We start from the raw sequence: 16,077 nt of genomic DNA on the forward strand, positions 1-16,077 counted from the left end.
GGGCCGCCCCAGCGGTGGCGGTAACCCGTCGGTACCTGTTGGAACCTGTCGGTCATGGCCCTGGAGGCGGCGGGGCGCGTGCCCGGCGAGGCGGGCGCGCGCCGCCCCCTCTTCCTCGACGGCTCGTCCCCGGGCCGCGCCCTCTGCGACCCGGTCATCGCCGTGTGGCGCCTGGTCGGGGGCCGGTCCCCGCGCGATCTGCTCCGGTTCACCCGGCTGAGCGCCCCGAGTGGTGGCGGAACGAGATCCGGCTGACGGTGGATCACGTCGGAGCCGGGTCAAGTCAGCTGACGAAGCGCCAGCTGCCCGGCTGTGGCGGAAGGACCATCAGATGCGTTCTGCTCGCATGCTTCTCGCTACCGCGGCGGCCACCGCCGTCCTCGCCATCACCGCACCCGGCGCGTACGCCAACGGTGACAAGTGGGACCACGAGGACCATGGCTACAGCAAGGAGCACGACAAGGACAGCAGCCACGACGGACCGCATGGCGGGATTCACACGGGTGGCGGTGCGCTGACCTCGCTGAACAACGAGGGGGAGTGGGACTCCGAGCCGGCGGCCAAGCCCGGGGCCGGGGGCTACGGCAAGGAGGACGAGTCCACGAAGGAGGCCCCGAAGGCCGACCACGGCAAGGAGTCGTGGAAGGGCGAGCAGGACAAGGGCTCCTGGAAGGACGAGGAGGGGTCCTGGAAGGGCGACCACGAAAAGCCCCACGGCGGCATGCACACCGGTGGCGGCGCCCTCGCCTCGCCGGCGGTGACCGCGGGCGGGATGGCCGTCCTCGCGGTGGCCGGGGCAGGCGTGTACGCCCTGCGCCGCAGGAAGAGTGCCGAAAGCGTGGTCTGAGCCCATGCCGGGCGCGATACCTGGCGCGATAGCAGCGGCCGCGCCGCCACACCGTGTGTCGTGTGGCGGCCCGGCCGGCGTGCCGGCGCGTTCTCCACCCGCCGCCCTCCGCCCGTCCGTCCGCCCCTCCGCCCGCCCGTCTGTCCGCCCGTCCGTCCGTCCGTTTCAGCTGCCGTACCTGGTGAGGTGGTGTCCGATGGCAGCCCACCCTTCTCCCCCCGGCACCGATCCGGTGCCGACCGGCCATGGCACTCGCGTCAATCTGACCGTGCTGTGCGCCGTGGTCCTGATGATCCTGGCGGTGAGTCTGTTCGGCGGCGAGGACTCCTCGTCCGGCTCCTCCCGCCCGCCGAACGCCCGGCACGCCCCGCAGGCCGGCCCGGTCCCCGCCGCCCCCTCGGAGGAGGCGTCCCCGGCCGAACCACCGGTGGAGCGGCGCCGGCGGGAGGCCCGGTTCAGGCCGATCCGCCTGCTCATTCCGAAGATCCGGGTGAGCGCCCCGTTCGTTCCCCTCTCCGTCGGCCGCTCCGGGCAGTTGGAGGCCCCGCCCGCCGACGACGTGAACCTCGTCGGCTGGCACGCCGAGGGCGCGGCCCCCGGGGAGACGGGCACCTCGATCATCGCCGGGCACGTCGACACGGTGACCTCGCCGGCCGTCTTCGCGGGACTCGCCGAACTGAAGAAGGGGGACGTCTTCCACGTCGTACGCGCCGACCGCAGCAGGGCGCACTTCGTGGTCGACGCGGTGGAGACGTTCGAGAAGGACGACTTCCCCGACAAGCGGGTGTACGCCGACGCCTCCCGACCCGAGGTCCGGCTGATCACCTGCGCGGGCGACTACGACCGCAAGGTCAAGGACTACACGGAGAACCTGGTGGTCTTCGCGCACCGGACGTGAGGGCGTGCGGGCATGACGGCGCGAGGGCGAGCGTGTGAGGGCGGGCGTGCGGGCATGAGGGAGCGGGGTCCGGTCGCCGCGTGTGCCGCGCCGTCCGGACCCCGCTTCGGGTTGTCTCAGGACCCCGTGGCCTCCGCCGCCGCCCTGCCCGACTGGCGGCCCGAGAAGAGGCAGCCGCCGAGGAAGGTGCCCTCCAGGGAGGCGTAGCCGTGGACCCCGCCGCCGCCGAAGCCGGCGACCTCGCCGGCCGCGTAGAGGCCGGGGACCGGCTCTCCGGAGGCGTTCAGGACGCGGCCGGAGAGGTCGGTCTGGAGGCCGCCGAGGGACTTGCGGGTGAGGATGTTGAGGCGCACGGCGATCAGCGGGTGGGCGCTCGTGTCCATGATCTTGTGGGCGGAGGCTGTCCGGCTGAGCGTGTCGCCGGGGTACTTGAGGGCGTTGCGGATGCCCATGACCTGGACGTCCTTGGTGTACTCGTTGCTGATCTCGCGGTCGCGGGCCTCGATCTGCCGCGTCAGGTCGGCGAGGTCGATCAGGTTGTCGCCCGTCAGCTTGTTCATGCCCCGGACCATTTCGTTTGTGGCCCGGCGACAGCGCCGGGGACGGAACGGAACGTGTGGGTACGGGACGGGAGAAGCGCGCATGACGGTCGTCCACGAGCGCGAACCGGTCACCGGTGTCCTGCGGGCCATGGCCGCCGACACGGACGTGTGCGAGGAGCTGGTCCAGGCCGGACCCGGCGTCCCAGGGCGTGAGGAAACCCGCCCCCGCATCCCCGGACCACGGACACGATCCGTGCCGCCCGGACGCGGAGCGAACGCGGGCAACCAGAACGTCCAACACCATCCGGGGCGTTCGGCCGAGCAAGGGTTCTGGCAACAGAACTCACTCCCGCTCAGTCTTTAGGAACGGTTGGAGATCGGGAGCCGGCGGGGGCTGCGCGGCGTGCGTGAACTGACCGATCTGGCCGGGGAGATCGCGATGGCGGACCACGCCGTGCTGGGCGCGGCGCTGAGCGGCCGGTTCCTCGGCGGGCTCGATCCGGCGGACGACTTCCACCGCCAACTCGCACTCACCGCACTGGCGTTCCTCGACAGCGGCCGCCGCCTGGACCGGACCGCCACGGCGCTGTTCACCCACCCCAACACCGTCCGCTACCGCCTCGGCCGGCTGCACCACCTCACCGGCACCTCGCTCACCGACGGCGCCCTCGACGGGCCGTCCGGGACGCTGACGACCCTGCACTGGTGGTGGGCGCTGACAACATGGCTGGCCACAGGGGCAGAAAGCGCTCACAGCCCGTAAGGCGAACAGCAAGTGACCAGCTGTCCAAAAAGCCCCCCTGAAGTGGCCAAGAATGATTCAAGGGTCGGCCATGATTGATCAACGTCCGTCCATGATTTCGCATCTTGATCGCTTGAGTGTTTGGACCGGACGTACGTTCCTGCCCGTGAACCCTGACGCAGCACCCCACAGAGGCGATGCCGCCGAGGCGACCGCCGCCGGCGCCGACGCCCCGATATCCCACGTGAAGCCCCGCGGCCGACGCTCGCTCCTGCGCGCCGCGCTGGCCGGCACCGCCGTTCTCGGCGGCGGCCTCGCCGTCGGTGCCTTCCCGGCCGAGGCCGAGCCCGTCTCCCGCTCCACCCGCGCGAACTCCTCGCCCTCCGCCGCCACCCACACGCGGCCGAGCACGGCGGACGAGGCGCTGAAGGAACTCTCGAAGGGAAACCGCCGCTGGCGGACCCTCCACGAGCAGCACCCCGACGAGGACGCCGTCATCCGCAAGACCCTGACGACCGGGCAGCACCCCTTCGCCCTCGTCCTCGGCTGCATCGACTCCCGCGTCCCCCCGGAGCTGGTCTTCGACCAGGGCCTCGGCGACCTGATGACCGTGCGCAGCGCGGGCGAGGTGCTGGACCAGTCGGTGCTCGGCAGCGTCAAGTACGGCGTCCTCGAACTGAACATCCCGCTGGTCATGGTGCTCGGTCACCAGTCCTGCGGAGCCGTGAAGGCCGCCGTCGCGGTGGACGAGAGCGGCGAGGAGCTGCCGAGCGGCATCCAGTACATCGCCGACGAGATCGCTCCGGCCATCGACCACAGCGTGACCGGTGACGCCCGGGTCGCGGCGACGATCGACGCGAACGTCCGGCTCGTCCGTTCCAAGATCGCGGCCGACCCCGACATCGCCGCCAAGCTGAAGGCGGGCAAGGTGGCCGTCGTCGGCGCCCGCTACGACCTGACGACGCAGCGCGTGCACCTGCTCAAGTAGCGAGCCCCGGCAAGGGGAAAGGCGGCTCCGGTGCACCACCCACCACCGGGGCCGCCTTCGCGTTGCCGTGATCCTGCCGTGGCCCTGCCGTGGCGGTTGCCGCGGCCCGGGTCGCGCCCCGGCCGCCGGCTCAGCCCTCGACGAGGGTGATGTCCTGCTGCCGCACCGCGTGGAACCTGGGCAGCGGCAGCCCGCTGCCCGACAGCTCGGTGACGGTGGCCTCCACCCGGGCCGGGCCGGGCACATAGCGGCCCGGCTCGGCCCTCTGCGTGTTGGTCCAGGTGTGGTCGGCGCCGTCGCAGACCGCCGTCGACCCGCCGACCCCCTGACGGACCCTGCTGTCGCCCTGCTGGAGCAAGGACGAGACGAAGACGGGGCCGTTGCTGCCGAGGCAGCGGTACGTGCCGGAGAGGGTGAGGGTGCCGTCCGGGGCGACGTAGCCGGTGGGGTCGATGGTCAACGTCTCGGACGGCTCGCTCGTGGCACCGGCGGACGGGGCGGCGGAGAACAGCAGCAGCGCGGCACCGGCGGCGGCGCCGAGTACCCGGGGGACCTGCGAGAAGGTCTGGGACAAGGGCATGGTGATACCTCCTTGGACGGGGGCTCCAGAGGTACCGTCCCGGCCGGGGCGCGCCGGTGATCATCACCCCTCCGTCGGCGTGTCGGTTCCGCCGTCCTCGCTACCGGACGCGACCCGCGCGTGCGGGGCTATGTCCGCGTCCTGTCACGGCACGTCCGGGTGCTGTCACGTCTCACGAAACTGTGTGGCCCTGGGTTCCCGGCGCGGGCATGGTCTGTAGTGCGAGGCGGTGACTCGCCGCCGGCACTCACAAAGACGTGGAGGTGCGCCATGTGTGCCCACCAGCCCCTGTGCCCCCCGATCGACAGCACGGACCGCGACGCCGCGCACATCGTCGTCTTCCACCCCGAGCAGGGCTGGAACCTGCTGTGCAACGGGGCGATCGTCTTCGACGACACCGGTGAACTGCTGCCCGACGGCAGCGTGATCGCCCCGCACCGACCGGTCTTCACCGGTCTGGCGACCGCCGCCTGAGACGCCCCTCCCGCACGGCTACGGCAGGACCGCGAAGCCGTCGAGTTCCACCAGGGCCCGTTCGTCCCAGAGCCGTACGACGCCGACGACCGCCATCGCGGGATAGTCCCGCCCCGCCAGCCTCCGCCAGATCCGGCCGAGTCGGGGCGCGCGGACGCGATAGTCGGCGACGTCCTTGGCATAGACGGTGACTCGGGCGAGCTCGGCCGGTGTGCCGCCGGCGGCCTCCAGCGCGGTCAGCAGATTGCCGAGGGCCCGCTCGAACTGCTCCTCCAGCGTCTCCCCCACGATCTTGCCGTCCGCGTCGAGCGCGGTCTGGCCCGCGAGGAACACGATCCGGCCGCCGGTGGCGACCACGGCGTGCGAGAAGCCGGTGGGCGGCGACAGCCCTGCCGGGTTCACCCGCTCGGTGCTCACGCCGACCGCCCCTCTCCTGCGGAGTCCAGCGCCTCCGCCTCCCGCGCGGACGCCTCCCTCGCGTACAACTCCTTCGCGATGACGGCCCGTTGGATCTCGCTCGCTCCTTCGTAGATGCGCGGCGCCCGCACCTCCCGGTAGAGGTGTTCGAGCAGATGGCCGCGCCGCAGCGCCCGGGCCCCGTGCAGTTGTACGGCGGCGTCGACGACGTACTGCGCGGTCTCCGTGGCCAGCAGCTTCGCCATCGCGGCCCGCCGGGGTACGTCCGGGTCGCCGGAGTCGTACGCCGTCGCCGCCGCGTAGACCATCAGCCGGGCCGCCTCCGTGCGCATCGCCATCTCCGCGACCTGGTGGGCGACCGTCTGCAGATCCCGCAACTTGCCGCCGAACGCGTCCCGTCGGGCGGTGTGCGTGAGCGTGGCGTCGAGCGCGGCGTCGGCCATGCCGACCGCGAAGGCGCCGACGCTCGGGCGGAAGAGGTTGAGGGTGGCCATGGCGACGCGGAAACCCCGGTCGGGGGCGCCGAGGACATCGTCGGCCGTGACGGGGACGGCGTCGAGGTCGAGGGCGCCGATGGGGTGCGGGGAGAGCATGTCGAGCGGGGTGCCGGTGAGGCCGGGGCGGTCGGCCGGGACCAGGAAGGCGGTCACCCCGCGGGCGCCCGCGTCCGGGGTCGTGCGGGCGAAGACGGTGTAGAGGTCGGCCTCGGGGGCGTTGGAGATCCAGCGCTTCTCGCCGGTCAGCCGCCAGCGGCCGGGGCCGTCGGGTTCCGCCCGCAAGGACAGGGCCGCCGCATCGGAGCCCGCGCCCGGCTCGCTGAGCGCGAAGGCCGCGACCGCCTCGCCGTCGCTCACCCGGGGGAGCCAGCGGGCGCGCTGGGCCGCGGTGCCGTGGGCGTGCACCGGGTGGGCGCCCAGCCCCTGGAGGGCCAGTGCCGTCTCGGCCTCCGTGCAGACGTACGCCAGTGACTCGCGCATCAGACAGAGGTCGAGGGCGCCCGAGGTGAACAGCCGGGAGAGCAGACCCAGTCGGCCCAGCTCGGCGACGAGGGGGCGGTTGACGTGGCCGGGCTCGCCCTTGTCGGCCAAGGGGCGCAGGCGTTCGGCGGCCAGGGCGCGCAGTTCGGCACACCAGGCGAGTTGTGCCGGTTCGAGCGAGAATGCGGTCATTGCCGATCCCTTCTCCCCCGTGGGGCCACTGTCGAGGCTATCGCGAACTGTTGACTGCCGTCACCAAGGCGATACGCTCGCTGATGCTGGGGTCCGTCGTCCGGATCACACCGATTTCGGACTGCGGTTCCTGATCGCTTCCGGTGAGCGGGGCGCCCCAGGACCACCCGCGGCATGCGAGCCCACCACCACGTGCGAGTCCACTTCGGCAGGGACGACAGCAGGGGGCGAACGTCATGAAATCCAGGGTCACCGCTCATCTCGACACCTTCGCCCGTGACCGTCTCCCGCCGCCGGGCCAGTGGCCCGAGCTGTCCTTCGGGCTCCCCGAGCTGCACTACCCGGACCGGCTCAACGCGGCCGCCGAGCTGCTCGACGGCGGTGATCCCGGCCGGCCGGTCTTCCGTACGCCCGCCGGGGACGTCTGGACGTACGGCGAACTGCGGGCCCGCGTCGACCGGGTCGCCCACACGCTGACGTCCGCCCTCGGCGTGGTCCCCGGCAACCGGGTCCTGCTGCGCGGGCCCACCACGCCCTGGCTGGCCGCGTGCTGGCTGGCGGTGCTCAAGGCGGGGGCGGTCGCGGTGACGGTGCTGGCGCAGCAGCGGCCGCAGGAGCTGGCGACGGTCTGCGAGCTGGCTCGGGTGGAGCACGCGCTGTGCGACGCCCGGTATGTGGGCGACCTCGCGAAGGCGGACGTCCCGGGGCTGCGGATCACCACCTTCGGCGGGGACGACCCCGACGATCCGCTCATGCTCGGCCTGCCGGCGGCGAACGGGGCGGCGGGCCCGTACGAGGCGGTGGAGACGGCGGCCGACGACGTGGCGCTGATCGCGTTCACCTCCGGTACGACGGGGCGGCCCAAGGGGTGTCTGCACTTCCACCGGGACCTCCTGGCGATCGCGGACACCTTCTCGAAGCATGTGCTGCGGCCCCGGGCGGACGACGTGTTCGCCGGGTCTCCGCCCCTCGGTTTCACCTTCGGCCTCGGCGGTCTCGTCGTCTTCCCGATGCGGGCCGGCGCCAGCGCCCTGCTGCTCGAACAGGCGGGCCCGAAGCAGCTGCTGCCCGCGGTCGCCGAGCACCGGGTGTCGGTGCTGTTCACCGCGCCGACGGCCTACCGGGCGATGCTGGGGGAGCTGAACGGGGCGGACGGGGCGGACCGGGCGGGCAGGTCGAACGGCTACGACATCTCGTCGCTGCGGCGGTGTGTGTCGGCGGGTGAGAACCTGCCCGAGGCCACCTGGCGGGCATGGCACGAACGGACCGGGCTGCGGATCATCAACGGCATCGGCGCGACCGAGCTGCTGCACATCTTCATCTCCGCGGCCGACGACGGCATACGGCCGGGGACGACGGGGGTGCCCGTACCGGGGTGGCTCGCGCGCGTGCAGGACGCGGACGGGGTGCCGGTGCCCGACGGGGAGCAGGGGCTGCTCGCCGTGCGCGGTCCGGTGGGGTGCCGCTATCTGGCGGACGAGCGGCAGCGGGAGTACGTACGGGACGGCTGGAACGTCACGGGCGACACCTACGTCCGCGAGCCGGACGGGTACTTCCGCTATGTCGCGCGCGCCGACGACATGATCATCTCAGCCGGTTACAACATCGCGGGCCCCGAGGTCGAGGAGGCCCTGATGCGCCATCCGGACGTGGTGGAGACGGCGGTGGTGGGGCGGCCCGACGAGGCGCGCGGCCAGGTCGTCGTCGCGTATGTGGTGGTCGCGGCGGGGGCCGGCCGGGACGGCGAGAGGCTGCGCGCGTTCCTCAAGTCGGAGCTGGCGCCGTACAAGTGCCCGCGCGAGATCGTGTTCCTGGAGGCGCTGCCGCGCACGGCGACCGGCAAGCTCCAGCGATTCCGGCTACGCACCCTAAGTGACCAGCAGTGATGCCGACGACCTAAAATGATCAACGTGTCCGAACTGCACGCACCCCGTTCGCTCATCGTCACCTTCTACGGCGCGTACGGCCGTTCGGTGCCGGGTCCCGTACCCGTCTCCGAGCTGATCCGGCTGCTCGCCGCCATCGGTGTCGACGCGCCCTCCGTCCGCTCCTCGGTGTCCCGGCTGAAACGGCGCGGTCTGCTGCTGCCGGCCCGCACGGCGGCGGGAGCGGCCGGGTACGAGCTGTCGGGCGACGCGCGGCAGCTCCTGGAGGACGGCGACCGGCGGATCTACGCGACGGCGCCCGAGCAGGACGAGGGCTGGGTCCTGGCCGTGTTCTCGGTGCCGGAGTCGGAGCGGCAGAAGCGGCATGTGCTGCGCTCCCGGCTGGCCGGACTCGGTTTCGGCACGGCCGCGCCGGGCGTGTGGATCGCGCCGGCCCGGCTGTACGAGGAGACCCGGCACACCCTGACCCGGCTGCGGCTCGACCCGTACGTGGACCTGTTCCGGGGCGAGCATCTGGGGTTCGCGGCGACGGCGGAGGCGGTGGCGCGGTGGTGGGACCTGGCCGGGATCGCGAAGCAGCACGAGGCGTTCCTCGACCGGCACGCGCCCGTGCTGCACGACTGGGAGCACCGCGTGGGTACCCCGCCGGAGGAGGCGTACCGCGACTACCTGTTGGCCCTGGACTCCTGGCGCCATCTGCCGTACGTCGACCCCGGGCTGCCCGCCGCGCTGCTTCCGGCGGACTGGCCGGGGGTGCGCTCGGCGGCCGTGTTCCGGGCGCTGCACACGCGGCTGCGGGACGCGGGGGCGGCGTTCGCGGGCACCGGATCGTAGAGCCCTGTAACAATTTCGTTCACAAAGGGAACCCTCAGGGTTCTACTTCAATCTTCTCAGAATCCTTACTTACCATCCTGACGCATGAGTCTCATGCGCAACCTGAACCGTGCTCTCACCGCCACCACCGGTCTGCACGTACACAGGGCCCCCGCGGCCGCGCCCGCCGCACCCAGGGCCGCGGCGCCGAAGCCGGCCGCCAAGAAGCCCACGGCGGTGTACCGATGTCCGGCTCCCGAGGACCTCGCCACGGACCGGTTGCTCAGGCAGCCGGTCTTCATCATGTCTCCCGTGCGCTCCGGCTCCACCCTGCTGCGGATGCTGATGAACGCGCACCCGCGGCTGCACTCCCCGCACGAGCTGCACATACGCCGGCTGGAGGTCGGCTACGGCAGCAGGCTGTCGCAGAAGGCGATGAGCGCCCTCGACCTGGAGCGCGGCGACCTGGAGCATCTGTTGTGGGACCGGGTCATGCACCGCGAACTGGTCAGGTCCGGCAAGGACTTCGTCGTCGAGAAGACCCCGAGCAACGCCTTCGTGTACGAGCGCATCCGGGACTGCTGGCCCGACGCCCGCTTCGTCTTCCTGCTGCGCCACCCGGTCTCCATCGCCCAGTCGTGGCACGAGGGCGACCCCGACAAGCGCACCTACGACGAGGCCGCCGCCGACGCGCTGCGCTACATGAAGGCCGTCGACAAGGCCCGCAAGGCCCTCACGGGCCACACCGTGCGCTACGAGGACATCACCGCCGCCCCCGAGAAGGAGATGCGGCGGCTCTGCGACTTCCTCGACATCGCCTTCGAACCGGCCATGCTCGACTACGGCAGGAAGGACGACGCCCAGGTCGTGAAGGGCCTCGGCGACTGGCGCGACAAGATCAGGACCGGCCAGGTGCAGTCAGGGCGCGCGCTCCCCGCCGAGGACGACATCCCGGACCTCCTCCGGCCGATGTGCCGGGCGTGGGGCTACGGCAAGTGAGGCCGCACGCCGAGATAGCCGAGGTCTGGCCGCGCGACGGCCGCATCAGGGTCCTCGGACGCATCCACGGAGTCCCGGCGGAAGGCACCTGGCGGCTGGTCCTCACCCGCCGCTCCCACGCCGGCCCCGATCTGCGCTACGACGCCGCCGTCCAGGGCGACCGTTTCGAGAGCGAACTGCCCGTCGGCGACCTCACCGCCTCCGAGCTCGCGCCCGTCGAGGAGTGGGACATCCACCTCACCGACGGCGAGGTCGAACTGCGGGCCGGGAAGCACCTCGACGACGTACGCGGCAAGAAGAGGATCTTCGTGTATCCGGAGCAGAGCACCGGATGCCTCCGGGTGCGCCCCTATTACACGATCAAGGACAACCTGTCTCTGGAGTGCCGCACGGGAGGCCCCGCATGACCGACCGCCGTCCACTCCCCCAGCGCCCCCAACGCCCCCACATCCGGTATCTGCTGCTGCACGCGTACGGCCGGGGCGGCACCATCCGCACGGTGATGAACCAGGCCAACTCCCTTGTGGCGGCCGGCTGGACCGTGGAGATCGTCAGTGCCCTGCGCCGCCGCGACGACATCCAGTTCCCGCTCGACCCCCGGGTGGGGGTCTCCACCGTCGTGGACATGCGCGAGGGCGCCCACACCCCGCCGTCCGGCCTGGTCGCCCGCTGGCGCGACCGCAGGCGCGGCGAGCTGCTGGAGGCACCCGCACGGCACATCCCGAAGGGCGAGTTCGGCTACCGCTACTTCAACCGGTACGTCGAGGGCCGGCTCATCGCGTACCTGAGGTCGCTGACCGACGGCGTCCTGGTCACCACCCGCCCCGCGCTGAACTTCCTGGCCGCCGAGCACGCCACCGGCGGTGTGGTCCGCGTCGCCCAGGAACACATGAACCTCGGCACCCACAAGCGGGACGTGCGGCAGCGCATCCAGGAGACCTACCCGCACTTCGCCACCGTCACCGTGCTCACCGAGCGGGACCGCGACGAGTACGCCGAACTCCTCCCCGGGACCCGGGTCGTCCGCATCCCCAACGCCGTGCACTCCCTCGACCAGGTCCCCGCCGACCCCAGGTCGAGGATCGCGGTGGCGGCCGGCCGGCTCTTCCCGCAGAAGGGCTTCGACCTGCTGATCCCGGCCTGGGCGAAGCTCGTCGAGACGTACCCCGACTGGCAGTTGAGAATTTACGGCAGCGGCGAGAAGAAGTCGGAACTCCGCCACCTGATCGAAGAACACCATCTCTACAATCACGTCCTCCTCATGGGTCACACCGACCGCTTGGACGACGAACTCGCCAAGGCCTCCTTCTACGTGCTCAGTTCACGCTTCGAGGGACTGCCGATGGTGATGATCGAGGCGATGAGCCACGCCCTTCCCGTGGTGAGCTTCGACTGCCCGACCGGCCCCGCCGACGTGCTGACGCACGGCGTGGACGGGCTGCTCGTCGCACCCGAGGATCCCGACGCGCTCGCCGACGCCATGGCCAGGCTGATGGGCGACGAGGTGCTGCGCGCCGACATGGGTGTGGCGGCGGTCCTCACGGCCGCCTCGTACGGCCCGGACTCCGTCCATCACCGCTGGGAGTCCCTCTTCACCTCCCTCCACGAACAACGGCACGGCATCGCCTCCGGCGCCGCGAAAGGAACACGCGCATGACCACCTCGTCCAGGGCGTCCAGGGCGTCCAGGGCCCGGGGAGCCACGGTCTGGCTCACCGGACTGCCGAGCGCGGGCAAGACCACCGTCGCCCGTGTCCTCGCCGGCCGGCTGCGGGCCGAGGGACACCGGGTGGAGGTCCTCGACGGTGACGAGATCCGCCGCTTCCTCTCCGCCGGCCTCGGCTTCTCCCGCGAGGACCGCAACACCAACGTGCAGCGCATCGGTCTGGTCGCCGAAGTGCTCGCCCGCAACGGCGTGCCGGCCCTCGTCCCCGTCATCGCGCCGTACGCCGACAGCCGCGAGGCCGTCCGCGAACGCCACGACGTGAGCGGCACCCCGTACCTGGAGGTGCATGTCGCCACCCCCGTCGAGGTGTGCAGCGAGCGCGACGTGAAGGGCCTGTACGCCCGTCAGGCCGCCGGCCGGCTCAAGGGCCTGACCGGGGTCGACGACCCGTACGAGCCGCCTGCCGACCCCGCGCTCGTGCTCCCCACGCAGAACCGGACGCCCGACGAGTCGGCCGCGTCCGTGTACGCGCTGCTGGCGGACCGGGGCCTCGTATGACCGTCCACACGCTGTCGCACCTGGACGTGCTGGAGTCCACCACGATTGCCCGCAGCTGAGCAGGACGGCCGGGCGCGCCGCCGCGAGGCGCGCGGAAGTCGCGGCTAGGGCAGGCTCAACCGGGGCTTCGGGGCGTCCGTGCGGCCCGTGTTGGGTCGGCGGCTGCCCGCCCTGTAGGGGGCGGGCCAGGTGACGGCCGGGCCGGTGTAGCCCTGTTCGGCTGCCGCGTGGAGCGTCCAGTGGGGGTCGTGGAGGTGGGGGCGGCCGAGGGCGCAGAGGTCCGTGCGGCCCGCCAGGATCAGGGAGTTGACGTCGTCCCAGGAGGAGATGGCGCCGACGGCGATCACCGGCACCCCCGCCTCGTGCCGGATCCGGTCCGCGAAGGGTGTCTGGTACGAGCGCCCGTACTCGGGGTGTTCGTCGGCGACGACCTGCCCGGTCGAGACGTCGATCGCGTCGGCCCCGTGCGCGGCGAAGGCGCGGGCGATCCCGACGGCGTCCTCGGCCGTGGTTCCCCCGTCGGCCCAGTCGGTCGCCGAGATACGGACGGTCATGGGCCGCTCCTCCGGCCACACCGCCCGTACGGCGTCGAAGACTTCGAGGGGGAAGCGGAGCCGGTGGTCGAGGGAGCCGCCATATCTGTCGGTGCGGCGGTTCGTCAGCGGGGAGAGGAACCCGGAAAGCAGGTAGCCGTGAGCGCAGTGGAGTTCGAGGAGGTCGAAGCCGCTGCGGGCGGCTCTGCACGCGGCCGAGGCGAACTGCTCGCGGATGTCGGTGAGTTGGGCGCGGGAGAGTTCGCGCGGGGTCTGGCTGCCGGGCTTGTACGGGAGGGGAGAGGCCGCCGTCAGGGCCCAGTTGTCCGCGTCCAGGGGTTCGTCGATGCCCTCCCACATCAGCTTGGTCGAGCCCTTGCGACCGGAGTGGCCCAGCTGGACGCCGATGGCCGTGCCCGGCGCCCGCTCGTGCACGAACGTCACCGTGCGGCGCCAGGCGTCGGCCTGCCGGGAGTTCCAGAGTCCGGCGCAGCCCGGGGTGATGCGTCCCTCGGGGCTCACGCACACCATCTCGGTCATCACGAGCCCGGCGCCACCGAGGGCACGGGCACCCAGATGGACGAGGTGGAAGTCGCCGGGGACACCGTCGGTCGCCGAGTACATGTCCATCGGGGACACGACGACGCGGTTGCGCAGGGTCAGGCCGCGCAGCCGGAACGGGGTGAACATCGGGGGTGTGCCCGGCGGGCAGCCGAACTCCCGCTCCACGGCGCCGGTGAAGTGCGCGTCGCGGAGGCGGAGGTTGTCGTGGGTGACGCGCCGGCTGCGGGTGAGGAGGTTGAAGGCGAACTGCCGGGAGGGCTGGCCGAGATGGTGCCCGATGTTCTCGAACCACTCCAGACTGGCCCGCGCCGCACGCTGGGTCGAGGCGACGACGGGACGCCGCTCCTCCTCGTACGCCGTCAACGCCCTTGCCTGGTCGGGCTGTTCCTCCAGACAGGCGGCCAGCGCCAGTGCGTCCTCGACGGCCAGCTTGGTACCGGAGCCGATGGAGAAGTGGGCGGTGTGCGCGGCGTCGCCGAGCAGCACCAGATTGCCGTGCGACCAGCGCTCGTTGACGACGGTGCGGAAGGTCGTCCAGGTGGAGTTGTTGGAGCGCAGGGGCCGGCCGCCGAGCGCGTCCTCGAAGAGCTTCGCGCACCGCTCGACCGACTCCCGCTCGTCCGCCCGGTCGAGGCCGGCGGCCCGCCACACCTCCTCGCGCATCTCCACGATGACGGTGGACGCACCGAATTGATCCTGCGGCCCGGAGGGCCTCGCCGAGGGGTGGTGGCCGGGTGACGGGCGGGCGTACGGGTAGCCGTGCAGCTGCATCACGCCGTGCTCGGTCTCGGCGATCTCGAAGCGGAACGCCTCGAAGGCGAAGTCGGCGGCGAGCCAGATGTAGCGGCAGCGGTGCGTCGTGACGGCCGGCCGGAACACCTGCGCGTACGCCTCGCGCGTCGCGCTGTGCACACCGTCCGCTGCGATGACCAGGTCGTACGTCTCGCAGAGCCAGGCGGGGTACGGGGCCTCCGTGCCGAAGCGGAGTTCGACGCCGAGTGCGCGGCAGCGGTCGTGCAGGATCTGGAGGAGGCGGCGTCGGCCCAGTGCGGCGAAGCCGTGGCCCCCGGCGGTGTGGCGGGTGTCGCGGTGGACGATGTCGATGTCGTCCCAGCGGGTGAAGTGTGCCTGCAGGGCCTCGTGGACCACCGGGTCGGCGTGCTCCATGCCGCCCAGCGTCTCGTCGGAGAGGACCACTCCGAAGCCGAAGGTGTCGTCGGGGGCGTTGCGTTCCCAGACGGTTATCTCGCGGGTGGGGTCGAGGCGTTTGAGGAGGGCGGCGGCGTAGAGGCCGCCCGGGCCGCCGCCGATGACCGCGATGCGGTGGGGGCGGCTGTGGTTCGTGGGCGGCTGCGGGTCGCCGGGGGCTGGTCGCGCGGTTCCCCGCGCCCCTCGGGCGGGCGCGGTCACCGTCCCCTCCACCGGGGAGGTCGCTTGCTCGTGAACGCCGCGTGGAATTCGGCGTAGTCCTCGCCGTTCATCAGCAAGGCCTGGGTGGCGGCGTCCAGTTCCACGGCTGCCGACAGGGGCATGTCCAGCTCTGCAGTCAGCAGGGCCTTCGTCTGGGCGTATGCCAGGGCCGGGCCTTCGGCCAGGTGGCGGGCCAGGGTCTGCGCGGCCTCGTCGGCGCCGCCCTCGTCCGTGAGCCGGCTGATGAGTCCGATGCGTTCGGCCTCGGGGGCGCGGACGGGTTCGCCGAGCATGAGGAGACGGGTGGCGTGGCCGAGGCCGACGACGCGGGGCAGCAGGTAGGCGGCGCCCATGTCGCCGCCGGAGAGGCCCACGCGGGTGAAGAGGAAGGAGAAGCGGGCGGTGGGGTCCGCCACGCGGAAGTCGGCTGCCAGGGCGAGGACCGCGCCCGCGCCCGCGGCCACACCGTGCACGGCGGCGATCACCGGGAAGGGGCACTCGCGTACGGCACGTACGACCTGCCCGGTCATCCGGTTGAAGTCGAGCAGCTGGGCGGTGTCCATGGCGAGGGTGGCGCCGATGATCTCGTCGACGTCACCGCCGGAGCAGAAGCCGCGGCCGTCACCGGCCAGCACCAGGGCCCGTACGGACTTCTCCCGGGAGAGTTCGGCGAGCAGGTCACGCAGGTCGGCGTAGGCGCCGAAGGTGAGGGCGTTGAGCTTCTCGGGGCGGGCGAGGGTGACGTTCGCGACACCTTCGGTGATCTCGCACCGCAGATGTCGCCAGTCGGAGGTGCGGGCGGCGGAGCCGGTGAAGGGACTCATGACGGGCGGCCTCCTGGGGGCTACCGCGGCGCTGCGGCTACTTCCCTACCCCATGAAGTTATCACCGATATATGACTGTCGTCATGAGTGCGCGATAGGCCGACCGGCGCGTTGCCGCTACCCCCGTCGGCTGCCGTCCGGGGCGCCCATCGACGGCCGTCCGGGGCG

17 protein-coding genes and 2 pseudogenes are annotated in these 16,077 nt (G+C 72.0%); 13 read left to right on the forward strand and 6 right to left on the reverse strand.

The annotated features are described in order from the left end of the window. Positions 1-54: 54 nt before the first annotated feature. The 3 genes from OG622_RS13750 (at position 55) to OG622_RS13760 (ending at position 1,745) form a co-directional block, all read left to right on the forward strand. On the forward strand, positions 55-255 hold the full coding sequence (locus OG622_RS13750) for a hypothetical protein (protein ID WP_371576177.1): 201 nt from the start codon (positions 55-57) through the stop codon (positions 253-255). A gap of 76 nt (positions 256-331) precedes the next feature. Next, on the forward strand, positions 332-847 hold the full coding sequence (locus OG622_RS13755) for a hypothetical protein (protein ID WP_371576178.1): 516 nt from the start codon (positions 332-334) through the stop codon (positions 845-847). Positions 848-1,043: 196 nt separating this feature from the next. Further along, a complete protein-coding gene (locus OG622_RS13760) occupies positions 1,044-1,745 on the forward strand; it encodes a class F sortase (protein WP_371576180.1) in 702 nt (233 codons plus the stop codon). Positions 1,746-1,861: 116 nt separating this feature from the next. Here the strand turns inward: OG622_RS13760 and OG622_RS13765 are convergent. Then, positions 1,862-2,320, reverse strand: a pseudogene (locus OG622_RS13765) (FAD-binding protein); the annotation flags it as partial. Positions 2,321-2,468: 148 nt separating this feature from the next. Here OG622_RS13765 and OG622_RS13770 point away from each other — a divergent pair. From OG622_RS13770 to OG622_RS13780, 3 genes and pseudogenes are all read left to right on the forward strand, one after another. Further along, positions 2,469-2,651: pseudogene (locus tag OG622_RS13770) on the forward strand (IS200/IS605 family accessory protein TnpB-related protein); the annotation flags it as partial. Positions 2,652-2,657: 6 nt separating this feature from the next. Beyond that, positions 2,658-3,050, forward strand: coding sequence for a helix-turn-helix domain-containing protein (locus OG622_RS13775; RefSeq protein ID WP_371576181.1), 393 nt, complete (start codon positions 2,658-2,660; stop codon positions 3,048-3,050). Positions 3,051-3,195: 145 nt separating this feature from the next. Next, entirely contained in the window at positions 3,196-4,017 is an 822-nt protein-coding gene (locus OG622_RS13780; protein ID WP_371576183.1) for a carbonic anhydrase, read from the forward strand. Positions 4,018-4,147: 130 nt separating this feature from the next. Here the strand turns inward: OG622_RS13780 and OG622_RS13785 are convergent, their stop codons facing one another. Further along, positions 4,148-4,597 carry a DUF6299 family protein gene (locus tag OG622_RS13785; protein WP_371576185.1) on the reverse strand — a complete coding sequence of 150 codons (450 nt, stop codon included), beginning with the start codon at positions 4,595-4,597 and terminating at the stop codon, positions 4,148-4,150. A gap of 270 nt (positions 4,598-4,867) precedes the next feature. Between OG622_RS13785 and OG622_RS13790 the strand changes: the two genes are divergently transcribed. Next, positions 4,868-5,071, forward strand: coding sequence for a DUF5999 family protein (locus OG622_RS13790; protein ID WP_371576187.1), 204 nt, complete (start codon positions 4,868-4,870; stop codon positions 5,069-5,071). A gap of 18 nt (positions 5,072-5,089) precedes the next feature. Here OG622_RS13790 and OG622_RS13795 read toward each other — a convergent pair whose 3' ends face one another. Both OG622_RS13795 and OG622_RS13800 read right to left on the reverse strand, forming a co-directional pair. Further along, positions 5,090-5,488 (reverse strand): RidA family protein, encoded by a 399-nt coding sequence (locus OG622_RS13795; protein WP_371576189.1) that lies wholly within the window; start codon positions 5,486-5,488, stop codon positions 5,090-5,092. Beyond that, the gene (locus OG622_RS13800) at positions 5,485-6,657 is read right to left on the reverse strand and encodes an acyl-CoA dehydrogenase family protein (RefSeq protein WP_371576190.1); all 1,173 of its coding nucleotides are present in this window, start codon (positions 6,655-6,657) and stop codon (positions 5,485-5,487) included. The genes OG622_RS13795 and OG622_RS13800 overlap by 4 nt, the downstream gene beginning before the upstream one ends. Positions 6,658-6,893: 236 nt before the next feature. Between OG622_RS13800 and OG622_RS13805 the strand changes: the two genes are divergently transcribed. The 6 genes from OG622_RS13805 (at position 6,894) to cysC (ending at position 12,578) form a co-directional block, all read left to right on the forward strand. Further along, positions 6,894-8,543 carry an AMP-binding protein gene (locus OG622_RS13805; RefSeq protein ID WP_371576192.1) on the forward strand — a complete coding sequence of 550 codons (1,650 nt, stop codon included), beginning with the start codon at positions 6,894-6,896 and terminating at the stop codon, positions 8,541-8,543. Between the two features lie 15 nt (positions 8,544-8,558). Then, positions 8,559-9,377, forward strand: coding sequence for a PaaX family transcriptional regulator C-terminal domain-containing protein (locus OG622_RS13810; protein ID WP_371576193.1), 819 nt, complete (start codon positions 8,559-8,561; stop codon positions 9,375-9,377). An 84-nt stretch (positions 9,378-9,461) separates the two neighbouring features. Beyond that, the gene (locus OG622_RS13815) at positions 9,462-10,355 is read left to right on the forward strand and encodes a sulfotransferase (RefSeq protein ID WP_371576194.1); all 894 of its coding nucleotides are present in this window, start codon (positions 9,462-9,464) and stop codon (positions 10,353-10,355) included. Next, positions 10,352-10,762 carry a hypothetical protein gene (locus OG622_RS13820; RefSeq protein WP_371576196.1) on the forward strand — a complete coding sequence of 137 codons (411 nt, stop codon included), beginning with the start codon at positions 10,352-10,354 and terminating at the stop codon, positions 10,760-10,762. The genes OG622_RS13815 and OG622_RS13820 overlap by 4 nt, the downstream gene beginning before the upstream one ends. Then, complete coding sequence (locus OG622_RS13825) at positions 10,759-12,012, forward strand: glycosyltransferase family 4 protein (protein WP_371576197.1); 1,254 nt, start codon at positions 10,759-10,761, stop codon at positions 12,010-12,012. Before OG622_RS13820 ends, OG622_RS13825 begins: the two co-directional genes overlap by 4 nt. Continuing rightward, positions 12,009-12,578 carry an adenylyl-sulfate kinase gene (cysC, locus tag OG622_RS13830; RefSeq protein WP_371576199.1) on the forward strand — a complete coding sequence of 190 codons (570 nt, stop codon included), beginning with the start codon at positions 12,009-12,011 and terminating at the stop codon, positions 12,576-12,578. The genes OG622_RS13825 and cysC overlap by 4 nt, the downstream gene beginning before the upstream one ends. Before the next feature lie 104 nt (positions 12,579-12,682). Here the strand turns inward: cysC and OG622_RS13835 are convergent, their stop codons facing one another. Then, the gene (locus tag OG622_RS13835) at positions 12,683-15,085 is read right to left on the reverse strand and encodes a bifunctional salicylyl-CoA 5-hydroxylase/oxidoreductase (RefSeq protein ID WP_371576201.1); all 2,403 of its coding nucleotides are present in this window, start codon (positions 15,083-15,085) and stop codon (positions 12,683-12,685) included. Continuing rightward, complete coding sequence (locus tag OG622_RS13840) at positions 15,082-15,909, reverse strand: enoyl-CoA hydratase family protein (protein ID WP_371576203.1); 828 nt, start codon at positions 15,907-15,909, stop codon at positions 15,082-15,084. The genes OG622_RS13835 and OG622_RS13840 overlap by 4 nt, the downstream gene beginning before the upstream one ends. Positions 15,910-16,077: the final 168 nt, after the last annotated feature.

The sequence above is a fragment of the Streptomyces sp. NBC_01314 genome (assembly GCF_041435215.1).
Lineage (GTDB): Bacteria > Actinomycetota > Actinomycetes > Streptomycetales > Streptomycetaceae > Streptomyces.